The following is a 20,726-nucleotide window of genomic DNA, read 5'->3' as shown; positions in this document are numbered from 1 at the left end:
GTAAAAATATTTAATATGAACGGTCGTTTTTTCCTGAACATATTTTCCTCATCGATTTACTTTAGACATAGCGACTGTATTATTAGACATCGGGATAATCCTTCTCAATGAGGAATAAATGCATTGCCTTGCCGGATATTTGACACACCACACCCTTGTTAACCTTGTTAATCATAGCTTATGATAAATGGGAAGAAGATCCTCGTTGTATTACCAGCATATAATGCCAGTAAAACCCTTAAAATCACTTATGAAGAAATCGATCGCACATTGGTCGATGATGTCATTCTTGTAGATGATGCCAGTAAGGACAATACTGTAGCAGTCGCTAAAGAAATAGGGATTGTGCATATCATTTGTCATGAAAAAAACAAAGGTTATGGTGGTAACCAAAAATCCTGCTATAAACGTGCATTGGAATTAGGAGCTGATATCATTATCATGTTACATCCCGATTATCAGTATACTCCACTTCTAATTGAATCAATGGCTTCAATTATTGCAAAAGGAGTATATCCTGTTGTACTAGGTTCCCGTATCCTGGGCAGGGGAGCCTTGAAAGGAGGTATGCCTTATTATAAATACTTTTTTAATCGCCTCCTGACTGTTAGCCAGAATTTGTTAATGAGACAAAAATTATCTGAATACCATACGGGGTATCGGGCTTATGATCGGAAGGTTTTAGAATCTATTCCCTATGAAAATAATTCTGATGATTTTGTTTTCGATAATGAACTGTTGGGACAGATTTGTTATAAGGGATATGAAATAGCAGAGGTAACTTGTCCTACTAAATACTTTAAAGAAGCTTCATCCATAAATTTTAGACGAAGTGCGATTTATGGACTAGGTGTGTTGGGGGTAAGTCTGAAATATTTTTTGCATAAACATGGCTTTGCAAAATACAGTTTGTTTAAGGGGATTGAGCCAGATTCACATAAGAAAGGGAAGCGACAATTTGTGAACGTTGATCATAGTGTAATCGAATCTCAATCGGAAATTAATAATAAGATTTCAGCTAATTCTTCTCATCATTGATTGAGAAGGATAATAAATATCCTATTGCCCTGGATCAAAATTCTTGATAATCCCAAGGCTTCTTACCAGGATAAAATAGAAAAGGGATGTCGATTATTACCTGCCGACGATAAAATCGCATCCCTATCCTACTTGTATCTTCTCTATGAAATAAAAGATTATTTGATAAGTGAAATGCCACGCCCGGCATTTTTCTTTTGTCCATCCTAGCTGACTACAATTATACCTCTCTTATCCTTCGCATTTCCATCAAATATTATCCTATTAAACATCTCTCTCATCCTGCTCCTCACCTCCGTTCCATACTTTTGTTCTATCGCTTTTGTTGTCAACCTGGACGTCATATGCGTCACAGTTCCATAATGCGTATACAACTCATATCTTCCTAACAGGATCTTCTTCATTACCTGGCAATTATTGCCATAATGATGCGCCATATCCTCTGATCCCAAATCATCAAAACACCAGATGCGGTGGTTATATTTATCATTGTTATCTCCGCCCAGGTAGGTGCCCAGCATAGAGGGTCCTTTCAATGTATATTCCCTGCTGATCAGGTCACAATGTTTCACTTCATAACATAAACTGCCTGGCGTAATACAACGTAATAACTGCATGATCTGTGTTTTACCTGTTCCTACTGGTCCTCCCAGGAATATCCCTTTCTGCAGGTCAATGTCAAATTGCTTAGCAACTTCTACATCTCTTACCATCCATGCTATGATAGGAATAATCAATTTTAGATCTTCCGGGTAGATCCTGAAATGTTCGCCGAATAACTGTCTGCCCTTAGCAGCCAGCATTGGCAGGATTTCCTTGTAGTTAAAAAGACTGGTCGTAATCCTGGTCATTGTTGTTATCAGTTTTTTGTTTTGGTTGAGTGGTATTTAACATCCATTTATGGGCTAATGCCTGCCAGTTTGCAATGGGCGTATTACCTATTTTCCAGCCTGTGGCTTCAAACTGGTACCAGAATCTTAATCCTAAACCAGTATCGTACTCGTGAACCAGGAAAAGTTTCAGCACGTCATCCAATCCCGGCCCTTTTGACACACTATTTGTATACTTTGTATTTTCTTGTTTAAGAAAGGGGCCCTCTCCAGGTACCGTTGGAGTTCCATTTTCCTCTTTTTGCGGTCCTCCTGCAGGTACATGTACTGTCCCATAATCCTGCATGTTAACTAACGGAATCATTTCAATTTCCGCTGGTGTAAACCGGGAAGAGGAAGAGTAAAAGATCAACAATTTAGCTGCTTCCAGTTCTTTTAAACAACGGTAATATGTCGTTTTGGAACTGATCCTGGCAGCCTTCATGGCATCCGTTTTCCTGATCTGGAAGGTTTTTCGAAAACCTGTTTTGTTCCAGATACGGAATAGTGCCATGTACAGGGAATAGTGGTACGCTACTACCCATTGTTCTTTTGCTGCCCTTTCCAGGAAGGCATTTAAATGAATAATATAATTCATACACGTTTTGAATTTTATGTGTGTTAGGTTAAGTTTGGAGCATTTTTAGTTCTCTTTTTATCCATTTGCTGATCATCACATTGATAGGTGGATTACCAGGATCCAGCGTGCAATCGGTTCTTACAGTAGCCGTATCCATGTCCAGTTTTACTTGTTGTAGCCATGCTGTTTTTTCATCTTCTATAAGCAAAGCATCCGCTTCTTCCGCAATATCAGCGATAAGGTGTTGCGCAAAGCCGATATCATTGAAGTTTAAGTAAATGAGAAATGAATAAAGTGCTTTCAGCCCAAATGCATCTCCCCGTTGCTGTATATTGTGCATTAACTGGTCAACGAAATTGCAGCCATATTCGATTTCAGCATAAGAGAATCTACAGTAATTGTTCCATAATCGCTCTTGATAAGCGGCAATGATTTTCCATACCAGCCTTAACTTACCCCTTTTCTCCTTCGCGTGTTTGGATATAAACAACCAGTTGTTATAATGACTTGATTTCTCCAGCTGTATGTACAGCAATGGCGGATAAGCAGTCTTATCAAAGAATGTGGGGTACGCCAATTGCATTTCCCTGATGAGTCGAAAGCACTCGAAACAAATATTCCATTTTTGAATGGATTGCTTATCTGGTTGAGCACATGCTGCATGAATGTCCATGCCTTCAAACCAATCATCCGGAATCTCGTCAAATAAGACCCTGATTTGTTCCTGCCAGGTACGCATATAGCGTTTCAGTATATTGTCATCTTTAGTAGTCAGCATGTAATCTGCCATCGCACTGTGCATCTCAGTGATGGCTATTTTGGCATGTTTATACAATTTACCGGAGCGTTCTTTCGGATTGTCCAGGTAGCTTTGCAAGGAATCACGCAAATCCCAAAGTGGGTAATACGTTGCGTTCATACTGTGAATTTTTAATTGTTAAAAAGGATTTTTTTCATCGAAATTCATAATGAGCATTTTATTGCCTTTTATGAATTTTAACCGTTCTGGAGTGCGTTCCACCTGCAGGATTTTTGCAGCCTGGCAAAGGGGGACTACATTACCACTTGACGTGGGTGTATTGATATAGCTAATACCCATTAGCAATAGCATGGTTTGCCCATGGTTCGGTGGAATATGCACGTTCAGGGTAAAAGCTGGAACAGCTTCATTTACTAATGGAATCAGTGATGAGGTGTCAGATTCCATAGTAGCATTGTAATAATTCAAGTCCATTGAAGCGCCTACTGCTATTATTTTGCAATGGGTGGCATTGTCCGGGTAAATCAATTGCTTCGATGGAATAAAAGATGGAAAGTAAATGTGCATGTCACCATTATTAGCATCGACAGTGGAGGTAAATGGTGCACGTATAATTTCCAATAGTGGTACGTCTGTTTCCAGGTCATATCCTTCCAATAATCGCATATTTCCTTTGAGTACATTTCGCTTACCAGGTGGGTTCTGTTTATCTGATTTTATCACCTGTTGCAAAATGAATTTTGCGATTTGACGAAATCGACTGCGATCACGTTGCATTATAATCGGACCGGCGCAACCTATTGTCCGTATTAGCTTTGCGACACGTGCTGCATGAATCAATTCAGGATTTATTTTCCTGTTTTTTCTTAAAGACATAGTTTTTCTTTTACGCCTGCTTAGCAGTCGTTTACGATAAAATGTCATCTTCATTTGGATTTTTTTGGATGTAAATTGATCGTGATAAGAAGAAATATTTTTATATTCGTCTTGCCACGTAAAATCAAACAATATGAAGTTAAGATCCCAAAATCAACAAAAGTGGCAATTGACCAAAATGGCGAATTTGGCCAAAATGGCAGATTCGCTTATTTATTGAAAATGCCGATTTCCTCAAAGGAAATCGAAAAAATCACAGATTACTCCCTGAGGCATTCGACCAGATTCAGGAGAGATGCGATAATATACCATGGAAAGCCTCCTAAGTATATGTTAACCTTCGGCCAATTCCTTGATTACTTCACAAGGATTGATCGGGATGTTCTCATCTACCGCTTCTGGAAAATGAAGAAAGGGAAATAAACCAAATTTTTAATTATGAATGACAGTTTATTCATTCGGAAAACCGAAGGGCTATTCACGCGCGTTGATAGCCGAGTCGTCATACTGGTCGAGGCCAGTGGCGGATGGTCTAAGATCATTACTAAGGAGGGTGTACACCTGGTAAGCAGTACACTCGGCCAGCTGGAGGAGCAATTACCCGTGGCGCTCTTTTGCCGGGTACATCGCACTTACATAGCGGCTCTAGAGCATATTAGCAGTTTTACTGCTAATTCAGTTAGAATTCTTGACAGGGATATTCCCCTGTCAAGATCTTATGCTGAAAAATTATTCAGCAGGTTGAATATTATCATGTAAATGTTCGTTGCACTCATCCTCCACTTATCGCTTCGCCAACCATCGCTTATCGCTTCACCACCGAATTTTTTCTTTTCTCTTTTGTTACCTCGCTAATATTGTTGTCATGAAAGACAGTTGTACAGGCTGTGCCCGGGATGGGAGAGAGGCACCTTTCTATTCCACTGGATAGCTGTCATTCGAACAAGCGTCGAACTAGTGTCGAACAAGCGTCGAAGAAAGGGTATACAACACTCGAACAACGTTCGAACAATACTCGAAGAACATTCGAACAACGCTCGAACAACATTCGAAGCAATCTTATCAAACTAAACAAATTTTTATGGCAAAATCAGAAAATATCATCCTGAAGGAAGCCTCTGGCTCCGTAGGGAAAATGTTAACGATCACGAAGAAGAGATCCGGTACAACCCTGTTAGGTAAGCACAGGGGAGCGAGTAAGGTTCCTCCCACTGAAAAACAGCAGGAAGTGCAAAGTAGGTTTAAGATGGCGATTGTGTATGCAAAGGCGGTGATGCAAGACCCGGATCTGAAAGGGCAGTATGAAGCAGCTGCTAAAAAAGACCAGTCGGCTTATAACCTGGCAGTAAGAGATGCCTACAAGGCGCCGGAGATCAGTAGTATCACTACTCATCTTTACACAGGTGCGATTGGTAGTAAGATCACCGTCAGGGCCATTGATGACTTTAAGGTCGCCAGTGTACGGGTGAAGATTACAACTGCTGCAGGTGTGGTGATTGAGCAAGGTGATGCTGTGTTGCAGGGTAATGGCCTGGACTGGGTGTATACAGCCACTGCGCTGAATGATGAATTGCAAGGCAGTATCATTGCTGCTAGTGCATTGGACCTGCCGGCGAATGAGACGGTATTGGAAGTGATGATGGCATAGTGTTGGACCCGATCATTGATCAGGGGAGTTCTTTAAAGAGCTCCCCTTTTATTTTGCCATCCAGGAAGGGGGCGGAGCACCCTTCAGGAAGTGATTGAAGAATTCCAATTGTTTCCTGGAAAAATCTTCCTGGTTTTCCCTTTTAAATAACTGGTGCCCTTCGTCTTTATATTGAATCCACCACACTTGTTTATCCAGGCGGCGCATAGCCATGAATAATTCCATAGATTGCGCATACGGAACAATGATATCATTCTCATTATGGAGGATTAACAATGGTGTAGTGATATGCTGCACCTTGATGATTGGGGAATTCAATAAATATTTCCTGGGATTATCCCAGGGTGTTGTCCACATATTATTTTGGCCCCTTTCATAAAGCGGCTGCAAGGATGTATTTGACCCCTTTTTTACACTTCCATAACCACTTATAAAATCCACTGGCCCTGCAGATTCCTGGGCTGCAGCAAATATCCTGGAGTGTGTAATGACATAGTTGGTGATGTATCCTCCAAAGCTAAACCCCTGGAGACCTATATGTTTTTGGTCTATCCATTTATATTTACGGAGCTGTTTAGCAGACCTGGCCACTATCCTGGCAGTGGATGGACCAGGATGTCCCTTTTTAGTTTTTATGTCCGGCACAAATACCATATACCCGCTACTAATATAAGTCGGTATATTAAGTGTCCCCTCGCTGTTTTGCAATGGCTGAAACTTATGTAGGTTGTTACTGAAATTTTGATAATAAGTAATGATAAGTGGATATTTTTTAGAGCTGTCAAATGTTAAAGGAGTATATAGGATCCCCGTGATATGCTTAAAACGGATAATTGTGGATTTTAATAAAGTCGGCGGTTTGAAAGAATCTATTGGGTAAAATGTCTTAAAATCACTCGTAGAATAATAGGAAGGCGGAATTCCTGCGTCTTGTTTTAATAAAAGCCAGGTGGTGCTGTCAATCGATTTTACAGGTTTAAATTCATCCAGGGGGTAGATTGGGAAATAATAGAGGCAATCATCCATGGAAAGTAGCTTTGGATCATTTTCAGTGAGTTTAAAAAAGCCGTTTTGTTTATTTATAGTGTTAAAGGCAACAAGTATTGAATCGGTTAGTTGTCTGAAAATGATTTTATGTTTTCTTCCATAACCATTAGTCAGGTTAATGTGCATATTTCTACCTGGAATTATTTTCCAGATATCATATTGATCATACACAATAAATGCTGAGTCATCTGGAAACCATTGGGGTAAACATTGAATGTTTTTTTGAAGAATGAGTATACTGGAGCTTGCTATATTGTAGATACAAATACTTTTGAGATATGTATCATACCAGGAAACGTATTTTTCTGATGGTGATAAACTGGCATGTATGACTAACCCTTTTGGGTTTTCTGCTATTTTTAATTTTTTACCTGAGTTTAGTTCAGTGAGATAAAGAGCGGCAGGCAAAGGATGATTCCAATAGTATTCCCATGCATTGACTTTGTTTTGAGTAAGTGCATATTTTTCTCCTGTAGCACACAATACGGTGGTGCTATCTTCCAATTGTATAATGGTTGTATCTACATTAACCTTAAAAGATAAGGTTATCAGTAGTAATTTCAGAAAAACTGGCATTGGTTTTAGTGGTTGGCTACAAATGGACTATTTATAGTAAGACAATGCTAACAGGGGAAATAGATTAAAAGAATGGTTGAATAATAGTATTTTTAAAAAAAGAGCTCCGTGGTAAAACGGAGCTCTTTAAAATTTAAGTACATTGTTCGACTTATGAGGGAAAAGCTATATTCCTGGGGCGATAAATTAATACCGAAATTATTCCTAAGACGACGAAAATGAGGTTGAAAAAAAGATGTTGGTTCCAGGTCATTTGTTGTAAGATTCCACCACAAGAGCACGGTATGAAAGTGCTAAATTGGGTAATGGCGATAATATACATGGTGAATATTACCATTAATCCATAACTAAAGTATAGCCCTGTCATTCTTGTTTTATTGAACAGTAACAAGCCTACAATGATGAATTCAATCGTAGGGATTACCCACATAATGGTGGCACCGAAAGGCGTTAATAATGGTGATTGACTAATTTGTGTTTTGAAATTTTGAACATCTGTTAATTTGCTGACAGCAGCATATGTGAATAATAGTATAAAAAGACATGTGATCAGGTCGACTATCCACACCCGTTTCGGGTAGGGGGGCAATTTGTATTGTGGCATGATTCGGATTTTTATGATTTTAAATTTATACCCGGGAGATGTAGTTGGTATATTTTAAGTGCATGATCGTAAAGAGCAATCACCTGGTCTCCATTGACTCTAAAATCCTTGAATTTGACATCGTTTTCATATGGTATATAGAAGCTGGAAAGGTATTTCCCATTTTTGAGATCATAAATATCTACTACCGAAGAATGGGAAAAATCTTCCCTATTTTCATTATCAGCTTTTAATCCGGAGTTGATAAATAATAATCCATGGCTTACACAGCTTTTCCTACTTACAATCAACGGCGGCGCTTCTATTGTAACAACCCCATTTTCTCTCCGGTTTGAGAGCTTTAATTTTGCATGGACGGTTGTGTCTAATGTATGTCCCCTATATAATAGGTGTAGGTTACTATCTGCTACAATGAATTCGTTCCTGTAGAGGTAGGTATAGATGATTTTTGATTCATAAGGGTCATATAGCAATTGCCCATCCTTACAGAATACACCGTCTAACTGTTTTTGGAGTAATCCATTTACCTGGGTGAAGCTGTCCTTGTCAAATGATTTTTTAGCTAATTCAAATCCATCCTGGCGGTTTAATAATCGATAAGTGAATGTATTGTTAGATATAGGCAGCGCCAGATCGAATGTAGAGCGGTCGGCTTGGAGTAAGTGAGCTTCCCATTTTCCAACATCTCCTTTGTAAATTTTTCTTAGATTTCCATCTACCAGGAAGAAACTAGTATCGTTTATATACAAGCTGGCATTGTTGAAATGCATTGTATCTGCCTGGTCCAATTTAATTTGTATGAAGTGAGTGTCGTTTTTTGGGATATTGCATTTCATTAATAGGTTCAGGTACTTACGATTACCCAGGTAAATATCATCTCCCGAAATACCGGATATTTGCCAGGTGTTACCCGCTAGCTGCCAATTCTTTTCTTCTGAGATAGCATTGTTTAGAATTAACCGATTAAAATTGTTGGATTTGAATGTGTCGATTTTTGCATAGATGTGTAGGGTAACTATGATAGTAACAGCAAATGCAAATATGGACAGAAGATTTTTTATCCTGTTTTTCATTGGGTTCATAAAGGAATAGGGATAATAAAGGTAGATCACCTTTATTATCCCGGGAGTGATTAATAGTACCTTCTTAGGTAATGAGATGATAATTCATAATTACATGCCGCTTCAGTATCATATGCGGTTGTGTATGAAATAGTGCATATGGAACCATATGAATAGATATCGCAGACTGAATTATTATCTAAAATATCAAACATGCAAATTGCATTTTGATACCTAAACCAGCCGTAAATTTGAAGGAATTTTTGTGAAGATTTTCTTCCTGCGAATGCGCTACCGGTAGCAATCAACATGATTGCTATTGCGATTAACTTGAAATGTTTCATGTTTTAGTATTTGGTTGAGAAAAAAGCTTTATAAATAGGTTATTAATGAGGTTTAATCGGCGTTTTTAAATTAAATGAATGGAATTAACAGATATAAGGATCAAAAGAAAAACTGTGTCTATTCTTATAGCTGCGATGTTGATTATTCGAGGATAAAATTGCTAACAATTTCTCAATTTAATGATATCAAAAGGGAGATAAAAACATTCAAAATGATTATTGTATTTTTTATTTAACTACTTCGAAAGTTTTTGTTATGCAAAATGGCCCTTTATCAGTGATGCCTTGAATAACACATTTGTATATGCCTGGGAGATCATTAGTATAAAAATTAAATGATGCTTTCCCGTCAGTATTGTTCCTCATGAGGTGGTTCCAATATAATGTAGTGTTTGTTTGAGGGATTGTTATCTTTTCCTGGCGATAGTCTGGTGCATGAAATTGAGCGGCATACCAAATAGGAGAGATGGATTTCATGAATTTGGGTGGTTCATAATCTTGCGGGCAGCCTTTATATAGAATATAAGTATTTGTTTTAGGATCAAAATATTTTTTACCAGGAATTGGCTTTGTGAGCGTGTGTAGTGATACCGGGTTGGCCGTGCACATCCATACGTCATGATTGCAAACATAGGCATTACAACCTTTGTCAAAGAATGGTACCCCCGAATTGAAGTCAGCACTATATGGAGCCGATTTTACAGTTACTGCTTTTAATGTAATTGTTTGATCACTCATGACTTGCATATTATATACCTGTGGTGAAGAATTTCCTGGTGGGTTAGGAAATATGAAAGGTTGATTGGCAACCTGGTCATTTAATGTATCAGTGGAAGAATTTAATTGAATTTCATATGATTCGAGATTGTCACCCCCACTAATGGTAACATAGAATGAGGTGTTGATACTTCTTATCATGTCACTACTAATACTGAAGAAACCGGTATTGTCAGTTTGAAAATTTACCGGTGTGGTTCCTCCAAGTAATAAAATTGATACAGGACGTTTTGGCTTCCTGCCATTCTGGAATACTTGTCCGGTGATGGGAATAAAAGGAGTAGATTTCTCTGCTATTGTATCTGCATCTATCCAATTACCAATTCCTTGAAGTGTGTTAATACTGTCAATTGTTGTTTTATAGTCCCAATAAAAAGGAATTTGAAAAGCAGGAGGTAAAAATTGTTCAAAATAATAGTATTTACGTATATCAGGTAAAGTAGGAAGTATTGTTTTGCTGAGCGAGCAGCTAATTGAAAACATAGCAGGGATCGGGTTCCCAGATGCATCGTGGATTGAAATACGACAATGGCAGTTAGTCCTTAAACTATGAATAGCTGAATCTATCTCCAGTTTCACTTTAATTGTTTCAGGTTCTTTCCAGAAAAGAGTATCGGCGAGTATTTTTTGATCAGTATTTAATAATTCTATTTTTTGCAACCCTGGCCTCAGTCCTGTGTTTGGTATTTTTAGCTGACCAAATGTGCCTTTCATTTGAACAGCCAGGACTTCCAGTGATTTTTTAAGATCATGGTAGGAAAGTAAGATGTTTTGTGGGCTTTCAGGGATATTAATTGCTGTAATGATGGAGTCCTCACCTTTTGGTTGTACTAAAGCTACCTTATAACCTTCCTTTTCGTTAATAGGTGCTGTAAAATGCTTATCAGCGCCAGGTATTGTTTTCCTGAATGGTGTTGTGTTAGACCTGATAGTTACTACCTGTTTGAAAATTTTTTCATGCTTACCTTCTGCATATGCGTTTGTGTAAGCGGTAAGTACGTAATCTGCCGATGGGAGTGTATCTGGAATCGTTAAACCTACCTGTGCAATACCATTTATAATAGCAAATTTTTGTGGGGCAAAAGATTTTTTTATGACTGGGTCAACCAGGCACAACATGAGTGTATTGTATTTTAAAGAATCTTCCAGTTCTATATTCAATAAATATGCTGTAGCCCAAATAGATTCCCCTGCCTGGAAAATTGATTTGTTCGTGTGGAGGAAGAGAGCTGCATCTGCATGTGATTTTGAATAATTAATGAATTTTTCTGAAATGGTTTCTACGATTTGTTTAAGCTGCTGGGCGTTTGAATGGAATGTAAATAGTAATAATGACAGTAGCCAGAATGCGAGTGTTTTCATTGCCGATTTCGTGGATTGGTTTTATTATTTTCACTCCTCACTTTATTACTCAGGGTTGCTCGTCACAAGTTTTATAATACTTATTTAACTTTATTGGTTATACGAATATCTATATTATTTCAATGTAGAAAATTGTTGATGAAAATTAGCCGAACCTCCCTTTTCGATATTATCATTGGGTTGCAAAAATGATAATCCCATGCTCGATTTTATAATCGGAGGCAGCTTTTTTTTAAAAAAAATCGTTGATTTGGTTTTAAAAGGAGTGGTTATTGCTTAATCTTTTAGTGAAGAAGACATGCCGCTAGGATGTATTTATTGTAGCATATTGAGTGATCATAAATGGTATTTTGAGGTGAGTGTAATTTCGGTAAAACTTACAATTATATAGTTAAGTCGGTGTTAATAAAATGAGAAAAAGTATGATGTAATGGTGAAATATTTGCGGATTCAGGCAACTAAATATGGATTTTATTGTTGCGGTGCGGTTAAGATATTAATGTTAAGTTAGCTAGTTGATCTGGATGGCTTGTTTTAGCTGTAATGGATGACATCTATAGATATCGGGGTGTCAGTCGTGTAATCACTTGAATTATAGGTTTATGAATTGGGATGATAAGTCGTTTATTCATTTATCATCCCAATACAGATTAGTAATACCTTCTCAGGTAATGAGATGATAATTCATAATTGCAAGCTGCTTCAGTATCGTATGCTGTTGTGTAATTAATGGTACATATGGAACCATATGAGTAAATGTCACAGAGTGTATTGTTGTCTAATACGTCAAACATACAAACAACATTCTGGTATCTAAACCAACCGTAATTTTGAAGAAACTTTTGTGAGGATTTCTTTCCAGCGAATGCACTGAAAGTAGCAATCAGCATTATTGCTACTGCGATTAATTTGAATTGTTTCATATTATATTTTGGGGTTGAAAAAATACGAAAGGTTATTAATTGAGGTTTTTTGGAGTTGTTGTTATGAAAAATTGAATTGAAGGAACTAACAGATATAAGGCTAAAAAAACTGTGTCTATTCTTATAGCTGTGACTTAAATGTTTTGATGTAAATTCCTGATTATTTTTCAATTTAATGATATCAAAATGGGTATAAAAAGATTCAAAATGATTATTGAACCTTCTTTATTCAGTAATTACTTGTCTTACTCAGAAATGCACTTTTTGAAAATTGTAAAGGCAAATTGCCAGTATGTTTCTTAAAGTCTCTTGTGAAATTTGAACTAAGGGAATATCCAAGCTTTTCAGCAATTTTAGTTATTGACTGTTCCCTGTTGTTTAACAACAAGATTTTAGCATACTCCATTTTTTGTTTTATAATATATTGATGTACTGAAGTGTGATAACGGAGACGAAACGTTTTTGTAATCAAACTTTTGCTCATGAAAAACTTTAATGAGAGTTCACGTATTGTAAGATGGTAGACGTTTTGCCTGTGTAGTTCATCAATCAGTTCTTTTATTTCCTCTATTTTCTTCCATGCCTGAAGCGAAGTGTTAAGCTTAATTGAGGTGTTTTTTTTCTTTTTCATAGAGTTGCGAATTGAATACTACCCAGGAGGCTCCTATTATACCTTGGGTAAAAGCAACAAGATACCGGTAACAAGAATCTACTAATAGTAATTCTTGCTTTACTTAATTGGTTATACGAATATCTGGTTTATTTCAATCCGGAAAATTGCCGAAGAAAATTAGCAGAACTTGCCGGTTCGTTATTATCCCCTGATTTTGAAAATGATAATCACCTGCTCGATTTTATAATCGGAGGCAGCTTTTTTTTAGACCTGCTGATTTGTTTTTTATAAGCGTGATTTTTCTGAATCTTTGGTGAAGAATACACCCTACTAGGAAGTATCAATTTTAGAATATTGAGGGATCATAAAAATGTATTTTGAGGTTAGTGTAATTTCGGTAAAACTTACAAGTATTTAGTTAAGTCCATGTTAATAACTGTGGGAAAGTATTAATAATTCGAGAAATATTTGCCTTATAGTCAACTAAATGGGATTTTTATTGTTACCAAGAGGTTAATATATTATTGTTAAGCTAGCTAGTTAAATATGGCACAATCACTTATGTTGCTTTCAATAGCAGACCTATTAGGAAAGCAATTCTTTATACCTTCTTACCAGAGAGGATATCGTTGGAGCCCTCAGCATGTCAATGATTTATTGGAGGATCTATTCAGTTTCGCAAAAAAGAAAAAGAGCATTGAGGAGTTTTATTGCTTACAGCCCATTGTCGTGAAGAAGTCTACCTGGAGTAATGAAACTAATGCTGAAATTTCAGGGTGGGAGGTTGTTGATGGGCAGCAAAGGCTTACAACCATTAGGATATTAATGGAGTATCTAATTGCAACTCATTTGAGAGGGGCTACACTGAAGAGTGAATATAAGAAAGAGGTGTATAGTATACATTATCAAACCCGAATGGAATCCGAGCAGTTTTTACAGCGAATTGAAGAAAATGTAGGACATGATATTGACCTGTATCATATGAGTAGGGCATATACTGCTGTTAGATTATGGTTTGAAAAGCAGGATATACCAAGGGATGCCAGAGAAAGTATGTTACGCATGCTTGTGTATGATAAGCAAACACAACAAAGTGAAGGGGTCGCCCAAATCATTTGGTATGAATTGAATCCTATGGAAAATCCTATTGATAGTTTTGTGAGGATCAATCTTGGGAAAATCCCTCTTAGTAATGCGGAGCTTATTAAGGCATTATTTCTTCAAAAGACCAATTTTGGACCAGATAAAAACGAGCTAGCCCGACTTCGTCAATTAGAGATTGCTAATGAATGGGATGAAATTGAAAATGCTTTGCAACAACCCTTGTTTTGGGCCTTCTTGAATAAGTATCCTTCAAATAGACCTTGTCGTATAGAATTGCTGCTGGATCTTTTAAAAGAAGTAGCGATAGCGGAAGACCCGCAATTAGTCGAACTTATTGGGACAGATGATCATGCCACCTTCCGTTATTTTTATCAATTATTATATAAAAATAAGACTTATGATGATATGAAGAGGATCTGGGGAGTGGTGATAGGATGCTTCAGGCAGGTGCAGGAATGGTATAACACCCCTGTGTGGTACCATTATGTGGGATTTTGGGTGGCGTGTAATAATGAGCCCCTATCCAGGATTTATAAGGCGATTGTTAATGAAAAATTGCCCAGCCGTGAGGCAATCACAAATATGTTAGAGCAAAAAATAAGATCGTTGTTCAGTACTGTCAAGTGGGCCCTTGATCCAACTAACCAGGATATTTTCCTTGATCTTACCTACAATAAGGACTACGAAAAGGTCCGGCAACTATTACTGCTTTTTAATATTGAAAGTATTGTACAGCAATGTAAGAAAAACAGTATTATTTTGAAATTCCCATTTGAAGCATATAATGGTGTGAGTATTGGCAAGGGGTGGGACGTGGAGCATATAGATTCCCTCACGGAAAATGAATTACATACTAAGGATGCCAGAAAAGAGTGGCTGGAAAATGCCCTGGTAGACCTTGAAAATATTGATGAATCATTACTACTCAAGGTTAGAAACTTTCTGGATAATGAGGCTAGCAAGGAGCCGTTTGAGAATTTATTTACAGCGATTACAAAAATTGCAAAGGAAGATAGGAATGATGAGCTTGTGAAAGATAATATAGGTAACCTTGCATTATTGGATGCCGGTACCAATAGAGCTTATGGCAATGCACTTTTTACTACCAAACGGAGAATTATTATAGAAAAAGATAAAGCGGGGGTGTTTATCCCGGTGTGTACGAGAAATGTTTTCCTGAAGTATTATGATCATGCTGGCAATACCCCGTCAACCTGGACAAGTGAGGATGTGAAGGACTATAGAAATGCCATTGTGAAGACCCTGGAACGATTTTTACCTAATAAACCCCAGTCAATTACTCAACATGCGTAAATATACACTACCTGATTTGCTGAATGGTACTATAGATGTACTTGAACAAGGAAACGCTTATACGTATAATTTACAAGGGATTCAAATACCTATGATCCAGAGAGATTATGCGCAGGGTAGGCCCCAGGAGTATAGGATTCGGAAGCGATTTTTGGATGCTTTGTTTAATGCTGTTATAAGTGGTGATAACTTTGAACTGGATTTTATTTATGGGGCGATTGAAGAATTGGATGGAAAGCAGATATTAATTCCCTTGGATGGACAACAACGCCTTACTGCACTCTTTCTTTTGTATTGGTATATCTCAAATCGTGAATTATATGGCCAGGAGCTAACCAATATGTGTGATTTGCTTTCACGTTTTTCTTATTCTACCAGGGCAAGTGCCAGGGAATTTTGTGAGCGGCTATGTAGTATTCGATTGTCGTTTGATATATTACCTTCTAAAGAAATCGGTAATTCAGCCTGGTATTATGAGGTATACCGTTTAAATCCTACCGTAGCATCAATGTTAGTTGTTCTTGATGACATACATGAACGTTATGAACAAGAAGGTCGGCAATTATTCCCATTGCTGAGTAACGTAACGTTTTATATTCTTCCGCTTAAGAGTTTTAGCCTGACAGATGAGCTGTATATTAAAATGAATGCAAGAGGGAAACAGCTATCAGATTTTGAAAATTTTAAAGCGGATCTTATAAAGTGGATGCAGGGAAAAGCTAATGGCGCACATCCATTATTTGCTAAACGAGTAGTGTATGATGGGAGAGAAATGAGCTATCATATGGCTTTTAGCCTAAAATTGGATAATGAATGGACACGCCTTTTCTGGAATTATGCGGAGGATAATGATCCCAATATTGGTAAGGTGGTAGATGGAGGTTATTTTCGCTTTTGGAATTGGTACCTTTTTCATCATTTTATGGGAATTACTCCCTCTTATCTTAATAGTCTTGAACACCAGAAACCATTTTGGGAGAGGTTTGTGGCCAATGACCAAGAGAGGTATACCGGCTTTGATGAATTTGCAAAAGTGTTTGAGAATAGTGACGTAGTTTCGAAAATCGAAAGGGTATTAGATGGGCTTAGTATTCATCACAGTGAGATTAATGAGTTGCTTCAACCTGCGTGGCCAACCAGGCAAAGGTGGCATTTTTTTGAGGAGAATGCCACATTTCCCCAGCGTATTATCTATTATAGTGTGACACGTTTTTTGGAGGAAATACCTTATGATAGGGTGGCAATGCAACGATGGTTAAGAGTCGTCTGGAACCTGGCGATTGACCCTGATGTACGTAGTTCTCAAAATATGTGGAGAGTAATGAGATTGGTAGATAAAATGGCTGTGGGGGTGGAAGATATTTATAGTTTCTTATTGCAACCAGCATGTGAAGAAATTATTAAAACGGAAAGCTCGTTTCTTAAGAACCAATTATTAGAAGAGGTGGCGAAGGCGAAATTGATATTATCAAACGGTGATTGGGAACCTTTACTGGTTAAGGCGGAAGGACATCCTTTATTTATGGGTAATATTAGATTTCTATTGTCGGATGATGAAGATGTGAATGGATTTTTGCATAGAAGTGATTTGGCGATGAAAATGTTTTCAGGGGCTGGACCTCAAGGACCTTTCGCTAAAGATTATATGCTGATGAGAGCATATATTTCGCAGGTTCAAACCTGGAGTGATTTATTAATGATGAATTTAAAGGATTATACTGATAATTGGAGATTGATATTACGAAGAAACCCTAAGGCCATGGACTTCATTCAATCTATTTGTTCGTTGCCAGACGAGGCTGCGCAAGTAGAATTGATGAATGAATTAATAGACAGGCCTTCTGCTTTAGATGAACCTAATTTTTTTACTTTAGCCAGGCATATGCATGAAAAATTGTACCAGCCGGCGGATTTTCATGATTGGTTGCAGAATTTACACGCAGATAAAGGGATTGAGCTTAAATGGTATGAGAATAATTTATATGTACATAGACCAGGAAGCTGGTATGATAGGGTAATGCTTAATTCTTTTCGAAATGAGATCATTACGCTTATGATTCAACGATTTGATTTTACTACCCATAAGCAATGTGGGGAGACGCCATTTTACTGGGATTATGATGTGACGTTATATAAAAAATTGGATTCGGAAACGCTTGTAGCTAATTTTTTGAGTGATGGGAGGTTGGTGTTTCATTTATTGGAAGATTTGGAGCCGTCTGAAATACAAGAAATGGAATTCAGTTATGGGTATTCATTGGTGGAATCAATTGATGGAGTAGAACCATTTGTTGATAGAATTTCAAGCGAAATTTTTGATGAAGACAATCAAGAGAGTATGCTTTTTAAAATTCGAAATTTTATGGACACCCAAAAGAAGAATCCTGAGATGATTGAATAGAATATAAATTTTATAAGCAGACTTTCAAGCGGCTAAACAGTTGAAAGTCTGCTTATAAATTTAAGTTGGATATTTTTATTTAAAGCCTGGACTAAGCTATAGATTGAACCTTGATGAAGTAGAACCTGAATCCAAGCTGTTGATTTTCCCGATACCATAAACTTGGCCCATCCCTACATTATAATCATTACTATATTTAACTTTTACTTTCCAGCCAATCACATTATTCCATATTATTGATACCAAACTTAATATTCCCTGTCTCCAATCCAATATCCCCTACCTCATCTTACCTTTACTCCGAATTTTCCTTCGCTATCCAAAAAATGAATGTTTAATCAAAGAATGGCTATCAAACAAAATCTGCACTATCCTTATCTCATAACTGGTTAAGCCTACGACCAGTATATTGAGATGACTATCCTTTAAGTGTAGGCCAATTCCTTAAATTATTCCTTATGGGAAAATTTAAATTCCTTTTTAACAAAGATGGAACAAATATGAAATTTCTGTACTTGAAATTTCTTTTTGCATTTTCAGCCGTAGTAGGATTAGTATCCTTTACGGAAAAGAGAGGTTCAGGAGTTATTTATTGTGCCAAGTGGAATAACCCCGGTATTTGCACAAAAACAATTCCGAATTTTGTGCCTGTCAACCCTGGTCCGTATTTTGGGTATTGTAATACTGTAAAAGCCAATGGTTGTACGTTAGTACTTGTAGTAAAGGATCCTTGATCGATTTTATTCAACTAAAATAAAAAGGCTGACCAAAAAAGTTTGCAATCGCTTTTGGTCAGCCTTTACTTTTACCGATTTTATGCAGTTATATATACCATTGTTGTACAAGGTGCTCCAAACCCTGTAGTACAATAACCTCCAATGTACGGTGAGGTGGTAATACTTCCACTTTGAGCAGCAGTACAACTCAATGAAGTGGTGTAAGAACAGTACAGCGTGCCAGCATAAGCTTCCTTATATGCCTTGAAAGCAAATAAAGCTCCCAGCACTGTAAAGGCAGCCATGGTCATGGCGATTACTCTAGCTTTCATAGTTTGAATGCTTTTTGTAATTCAAAAAAGCTAAACTTTGATGTAATGAAATTACTACCTGGTATTAACTCCGTGTGAAAAAGTGGTAGTTGGTAACTTCTCCCGAAGGTAACTGACAATGTTGGACTGGTTGTTCGGTATAATTGCTCTGCGTTCTCCATCCCTTCGCTATGAGATGTTTAACCGGATAATTAAAAGTACGGTAATTTTGACGCAGTGTGCTTTGGAGTACCTGTTTATTATTACCAGCTCACGCCTCCAAACTTTCGCATGTTTCTCCTAAGTATACAATCCTCCTGCACCATTACCTTTATCGTTGTAGTTCTTAAAGCAAGTATTCCCCAATTATGAAAAGAAGTACCATAATAGAGATCATCTCTATGCTGTTTATCATATTGTTTGTATACACCGCCATTAGCAAATTCATGGACTTTAGTGTATTTAGCGAGCAAATCGCCACCTCCCCGATTTTAGCACCGGTAGCTAGTTGGATTGCCTGGGTAGTACCTATTGCCGAAATTCTTGTATCGATTGCCCTGTTAATTCCTGCTTTTAGATTAAAGGGGTTGTATGCTTCCCTGGCCTTAATGTTGGGCTTTACAATTTATATCATATTAATCCTCAACTTTAGCCCCCACATTCCCTGTAGTTGTGGCGGTGTTATTGAACTCATGTCCTGGAGAGAACACCTGGTGTTCAATAGCTTCTTTATTGTTGTAGCGATACTGGCTATCTGGCTGTCAAGACCTCACATTGCCCGCCTTAGTTCTTCCAATTCGCATTCGTAATAATTATTAAATGCGGTATTCATTGACTCCCAGTTCCTGAACCCGGCTACTGATGCAATTTCCGTAAGACTTGTTCCTTTTTCTGTTAGTAATGCAAAGATCATCATCATTTTTACCATCAGGATAAAATCCTTTAATGATGTTGAGAATTGTAAAAGAAATGCGGGTGCTAACTCTTCTTCAGGTATTTCAAACAACAATGCTAATTGTTTGGTACTACAAGGTTGGTGTGGATTTTCAATTACGAAATTGAATAACTGGTTCAGCTCATTGGTGTATAACACATGTTTGCTTTCAAGGGGCAATTGCTTGTCCTGCTGGGCAAAATTAAAGAACAGGTCGAGACAACATCTGAACAGGAAGCACTCTGCCGGGAAGTTAATATGCCTGCAGGTGAGCATTTTGCGTAATATAAAATTGCATACCTGGTTGATGTGGTAGGGGTATTTATTCAAAGGACCACTTACACCAGGTGATTTCAGCTTTGCCAGGTTCCGTAAAGAGGGATACTTTCTTGCCAGCTCCTGGAATTTTTCAGGTAAAATGTTAATATGGCAGGATAATAACTTTTGCCCCCTTACCAGGGGCACTTTATGGATATCTGATTCCAGGCTAAACAGGTTGCACTCTCTTTCCTGCAGTACCAATGATTTATTTTCATACAACTGAACCTGGAGACTGGCATCATACATAAAATGTAACGCCCAAATAGGAATGGGTGCGAATGGACATAATATTAGAGCTTCGTGGGCATATACTTCCTGTATCCAAAAGGAGAATTGCCTCAGCGCAATCGTCTGACTAATGATATCACATTCAGCATCTTGTTCAAAATAGACGCCTGCATATGGTAATACAAGCTGTAAGTATTCTTCCGGAAGCCTTGAAACGTCGTCAAATGCTGTTTTACCCTTCTCTACATAGAACAGCTTTTCGGTTTTACCCGCTGGATGTGTTAACATGGGAGATGTTTTATTTTAAGGGATGTTTTTC

The 20,726-nt window shown here is 37.6% G+C and carries 19 protein-coding genes; 8 read left to right on the top strand and 11 right to left on the bottom strand.

Translation table 11 applies throughout. From position 1 onward, the window contains the following. Positions 1-180: 180 nt before the first annotated feature. On the top strand, positions 181-1,038 hold the full coding sequence (locus tag SIO70_RS00815) for a glycosyltransferase family 2 protein (RefSeq protein WP_320578534.1): 858 nt from the start codon (positions 181-183) through the stop codon (positions 1,036-1,038). A gap of 206 nt (positions 1,039-1,244) precedes the next feature. Here the strand turns inward: SIO70_RS00815 and SIO70_RS00810 are convergent, their stop codons facing one another. From SIO70_RS00810 to SIO70_RS00795, 4 genes are read right to left on the bottom strand one after another with little or no spacing between them, the layout of a single operon-like run. Continuing rightward, positions 1,245-1,889, bottom strand: a complete 645-nt coding sequence (locus SIO70_RS00810) for a hypothetical protein (RefSeq protein WP_320578532.1) — start codon at positions 1,887-1,889, stop codon at positions 1,245-1,247. Next, on the bottom strand, positions 1,861-2,505 hold the full coding sequence (locus SIO70_RS00805; protein ID WP_320578530.1) for a hypothetical protein: 645 nt from the start codon (positions 2,503-2,505) through the stop codon (positions 1,861-1,863). Before SIO70_RS00805 ends, SIO70_RS00810 begins: the two co-directional genes overlap by 29 nt. A 28-nt stretch (positions 2,506-2,533) precedes the next feature. Continuing rightward, the gene (locus SIO70_RS00800; RefSeq protein WP_320578528.1) at positions 2,534-3,406 is read right to left on the bottom strand and encodes a hypothetical protein; all 873 of its coding nucleotides are present in this window, start codon (positions 3,404-3,406) and stop codon (positions 2,534-2,536) included. 18 nt (positions 3,407-3,424) lie between these two features. After that, on the bottom strand, positions 3,425-4,177 hold the full coding sequence (locus tag SIO70_RS00795; RefSeq protein WP_320578526.1) for a hypothetical protein: 753 nt from the start codon (positions 4,175-4,177) through the stop codon (positions 3,425-3,427). A 57-nt stretch (positions 4,178-4,234) separates the two neighbouring features. On the opposite strand from SIO70_RS00795, the gene SIO70_RS00790 reads away from it, so the two are divergent. The 3 genes from SIO70_RS00790 (at position 4,235) to SIO70_RS00780 (ending at position 5,771) form a co-directional block, all read left to right on the top strand. After that, complete coding sequence (locus tag SIO70_RS00790) at positions 4,235-4,546, top strand: hypothetical protein (protein WP_320578524.1); 312 nt, start codon at positions 4,235-4,237, stop codon at positions 4,544-4,546. 15 nt (positions 4,547-4,561) lie between these two features. Next, positions 4,562-4,882: a LytR/AlgR family response regulator transcription factor gene (locus tag SIO70_RS00785; protein WP_083730102.1), complete on the top strand. Its 321-nt coding sequence runs from the start codon at positions 4,562-4,564 to the stop codon at positions 4,880-4,882. Positions 4,883-5,204: 322 nt separating this feature from the next. Further along, complete coding sequence (locus SIO70_RS00780) at positions 5,205-5,771, top strand: hypothetical protein (protein WP_320578521.1); 567 nt, start codon at positions 5,205-5,207, stop codon at positions 5,769-5,771. Between the two features lie 48 nt (positions 5,772-5,819). Here SIO70_RS00780 and SIO70_RS00775 read toward each other — a convergent pair whose 3' ends face one another. The 5 genes from SIO70_RS00775 to SIO70_RS00760 form a co-directional block, all read right to left on the bottom strand. Further along, entirely contained in the window at positions 5,820-7,394 is a 1,575-nt protein-coding gene (locus SIO70_RS00775) for an alpha/beta hydrolase family protein (protein ID WP_320578519.1), read from the bottom strand. Positions 7,395-7,545: 151 nt separating this feature from the next. Beyond that, entirely contained in the window at positions 7,546-7,998 is a 453-nt protein-coding gene (locus SIO70_RS33310) for a MauE/DoxX family redox-associated membrane protein (protein WP_414017898.1), read from the bottom strand. An 11-nt stretch (positions 7,999-8,009) separates the two neighbouring features. Next, entirely contained in the window at positions 8,010-9,080 is a 1,071-nt protein-coding gene (locus SIO70_RS00770; protein WP_320578517.1) for a hypothetical protein, read from the bottom strand. A gap of 551 nt (positions 9,081-9,631) precedes the next feature. After that, positions 9,632-11,542 carry a hypothetical protein gene (locus tag SIO70_RS00765; protein WP_320578516.1) on the bottom strand — a complete coding sequence of 637 codons (1,911 nt, stop codon included), beginning with the start codon at positions 11,540-11,542 and terminating at the stop codon, positions 9,632-9,634. A gap of 1,152 nt (positions 11,543-12,694) precedes the next feature. Next, positions 12,695-13,096 (bottom strand): AraC family transcriptional regulator, encoded by a 402-nt coding sequence (locus SIO70_RS00760; RefSeq protein ID WP_320578514.1) that lies wholly within the window; start codon positions 13,094-13,096, stop codon positions 12,695-12,697. Between the two features lie 528 nt (positions 13,097-13,624). On the opposite strand from SIO70_RS00760, the gene SIO70_RS00755 reads away from it, so the two are divergent. The 3 genes from SIO70_RS00755 (at position 13,625) to SIO70_RS00745 (ending at position 18,631) form a co-directional block, all read left to right on the top strand. Next, entirely contained in the window at positions 13,625-15,496 is a 1,872-nt protein-coding gene (locus SIO70_RS00755) for a DUF262 domain-containing protein (protein WP_320578512.1), read from the top strand. Next, on the top strand, positions 15,489-17,897 hold the full coding sequence (locus SIO70_RS00750; RefSeq protein ID WP_320578510.1) for a DUF262 domain-containing protein: 2,409 nt from the start codon (positions 15,489-15,491) through the stop codon (positions 17,895-17,897). The genes SIO70_RS00755 and SIO70_RS00750 overlap by 8 nt, the downstream gene beginning before the upstream one ends. 458 nt (positions 17,898-18,355) lie before the next feature. Then, complete coding sequence (locus tag SIO70_RS00745; protein ID WP_320578508.1) at positions 18,356-18,631, top strand: hypothetical protein; 276 nt, start codon at positions 18,356-18,358, stop codon at positions 18,629-18,631. Positions 18,632-18,711: 80 nt separating this feature from the next. Here the strand turns inward: SIO70_RS00745 and SIO70_RS00740 are convergent, their stop codons facing one another. Next, positions 18,712-18,945 carry a hypothetical protein gene (locus tag SIO70_RS00740; protein ID WP_320578506.1) on the bottom strand — a complete coding sequence of 78 codons (234 nt, stop codon included), beginning with the start codon at positions 18,943-18,945 and terminating at the stop codon, positions 18,712-18,714. Positions 18,946-19,292: 347 nt separating this feature from the next. Here SIO70_RS00740 and SIO70_RS00735 point away from each other — a divergent pair, with 347 nt between their 5' ends. Beyond that, a complete protein-coding gene (locus tag SIO70_RS00735) occupies positions 19,293-19,733 on the top strand; it encodes a MauE/DoxX family redox-associated membrane protein (protein ID WP_320578505.1) in 441 nt (146 codons plus the stop codon). On the opposite strand, the gene SIO70_RS00730 is transcribed toward SIO70_RS00735, so the two are convergent. Next, entirely contained in the window at positions 19,694-20,695 is a 1,002-nt protein-coding gene (locus SIO70_RS00730; RefSeq protein WP_320578504.1) for an AraC family transcriptional regulator, read from the bottom strand. The two genes, SIO70_RS00735 and SIO70_RS00730, sit on opposite strands and share 40 nt — an antisense overlap. Positions 20,696-20,726: the final 31 nt, after the last annotated feature.

This window comes from Chitinophaga sancti, assembly GCF_034087045.1.
GTDB lineage: Bacteria > Bacteroidota > Bacteroidia > Chitinophagales > Chitinophagaceae > Chitinophaga > Chitinophaga sancti_B.
This window is presented reverse-complemented; position numbering and strand designations above follow the sequence as displayed.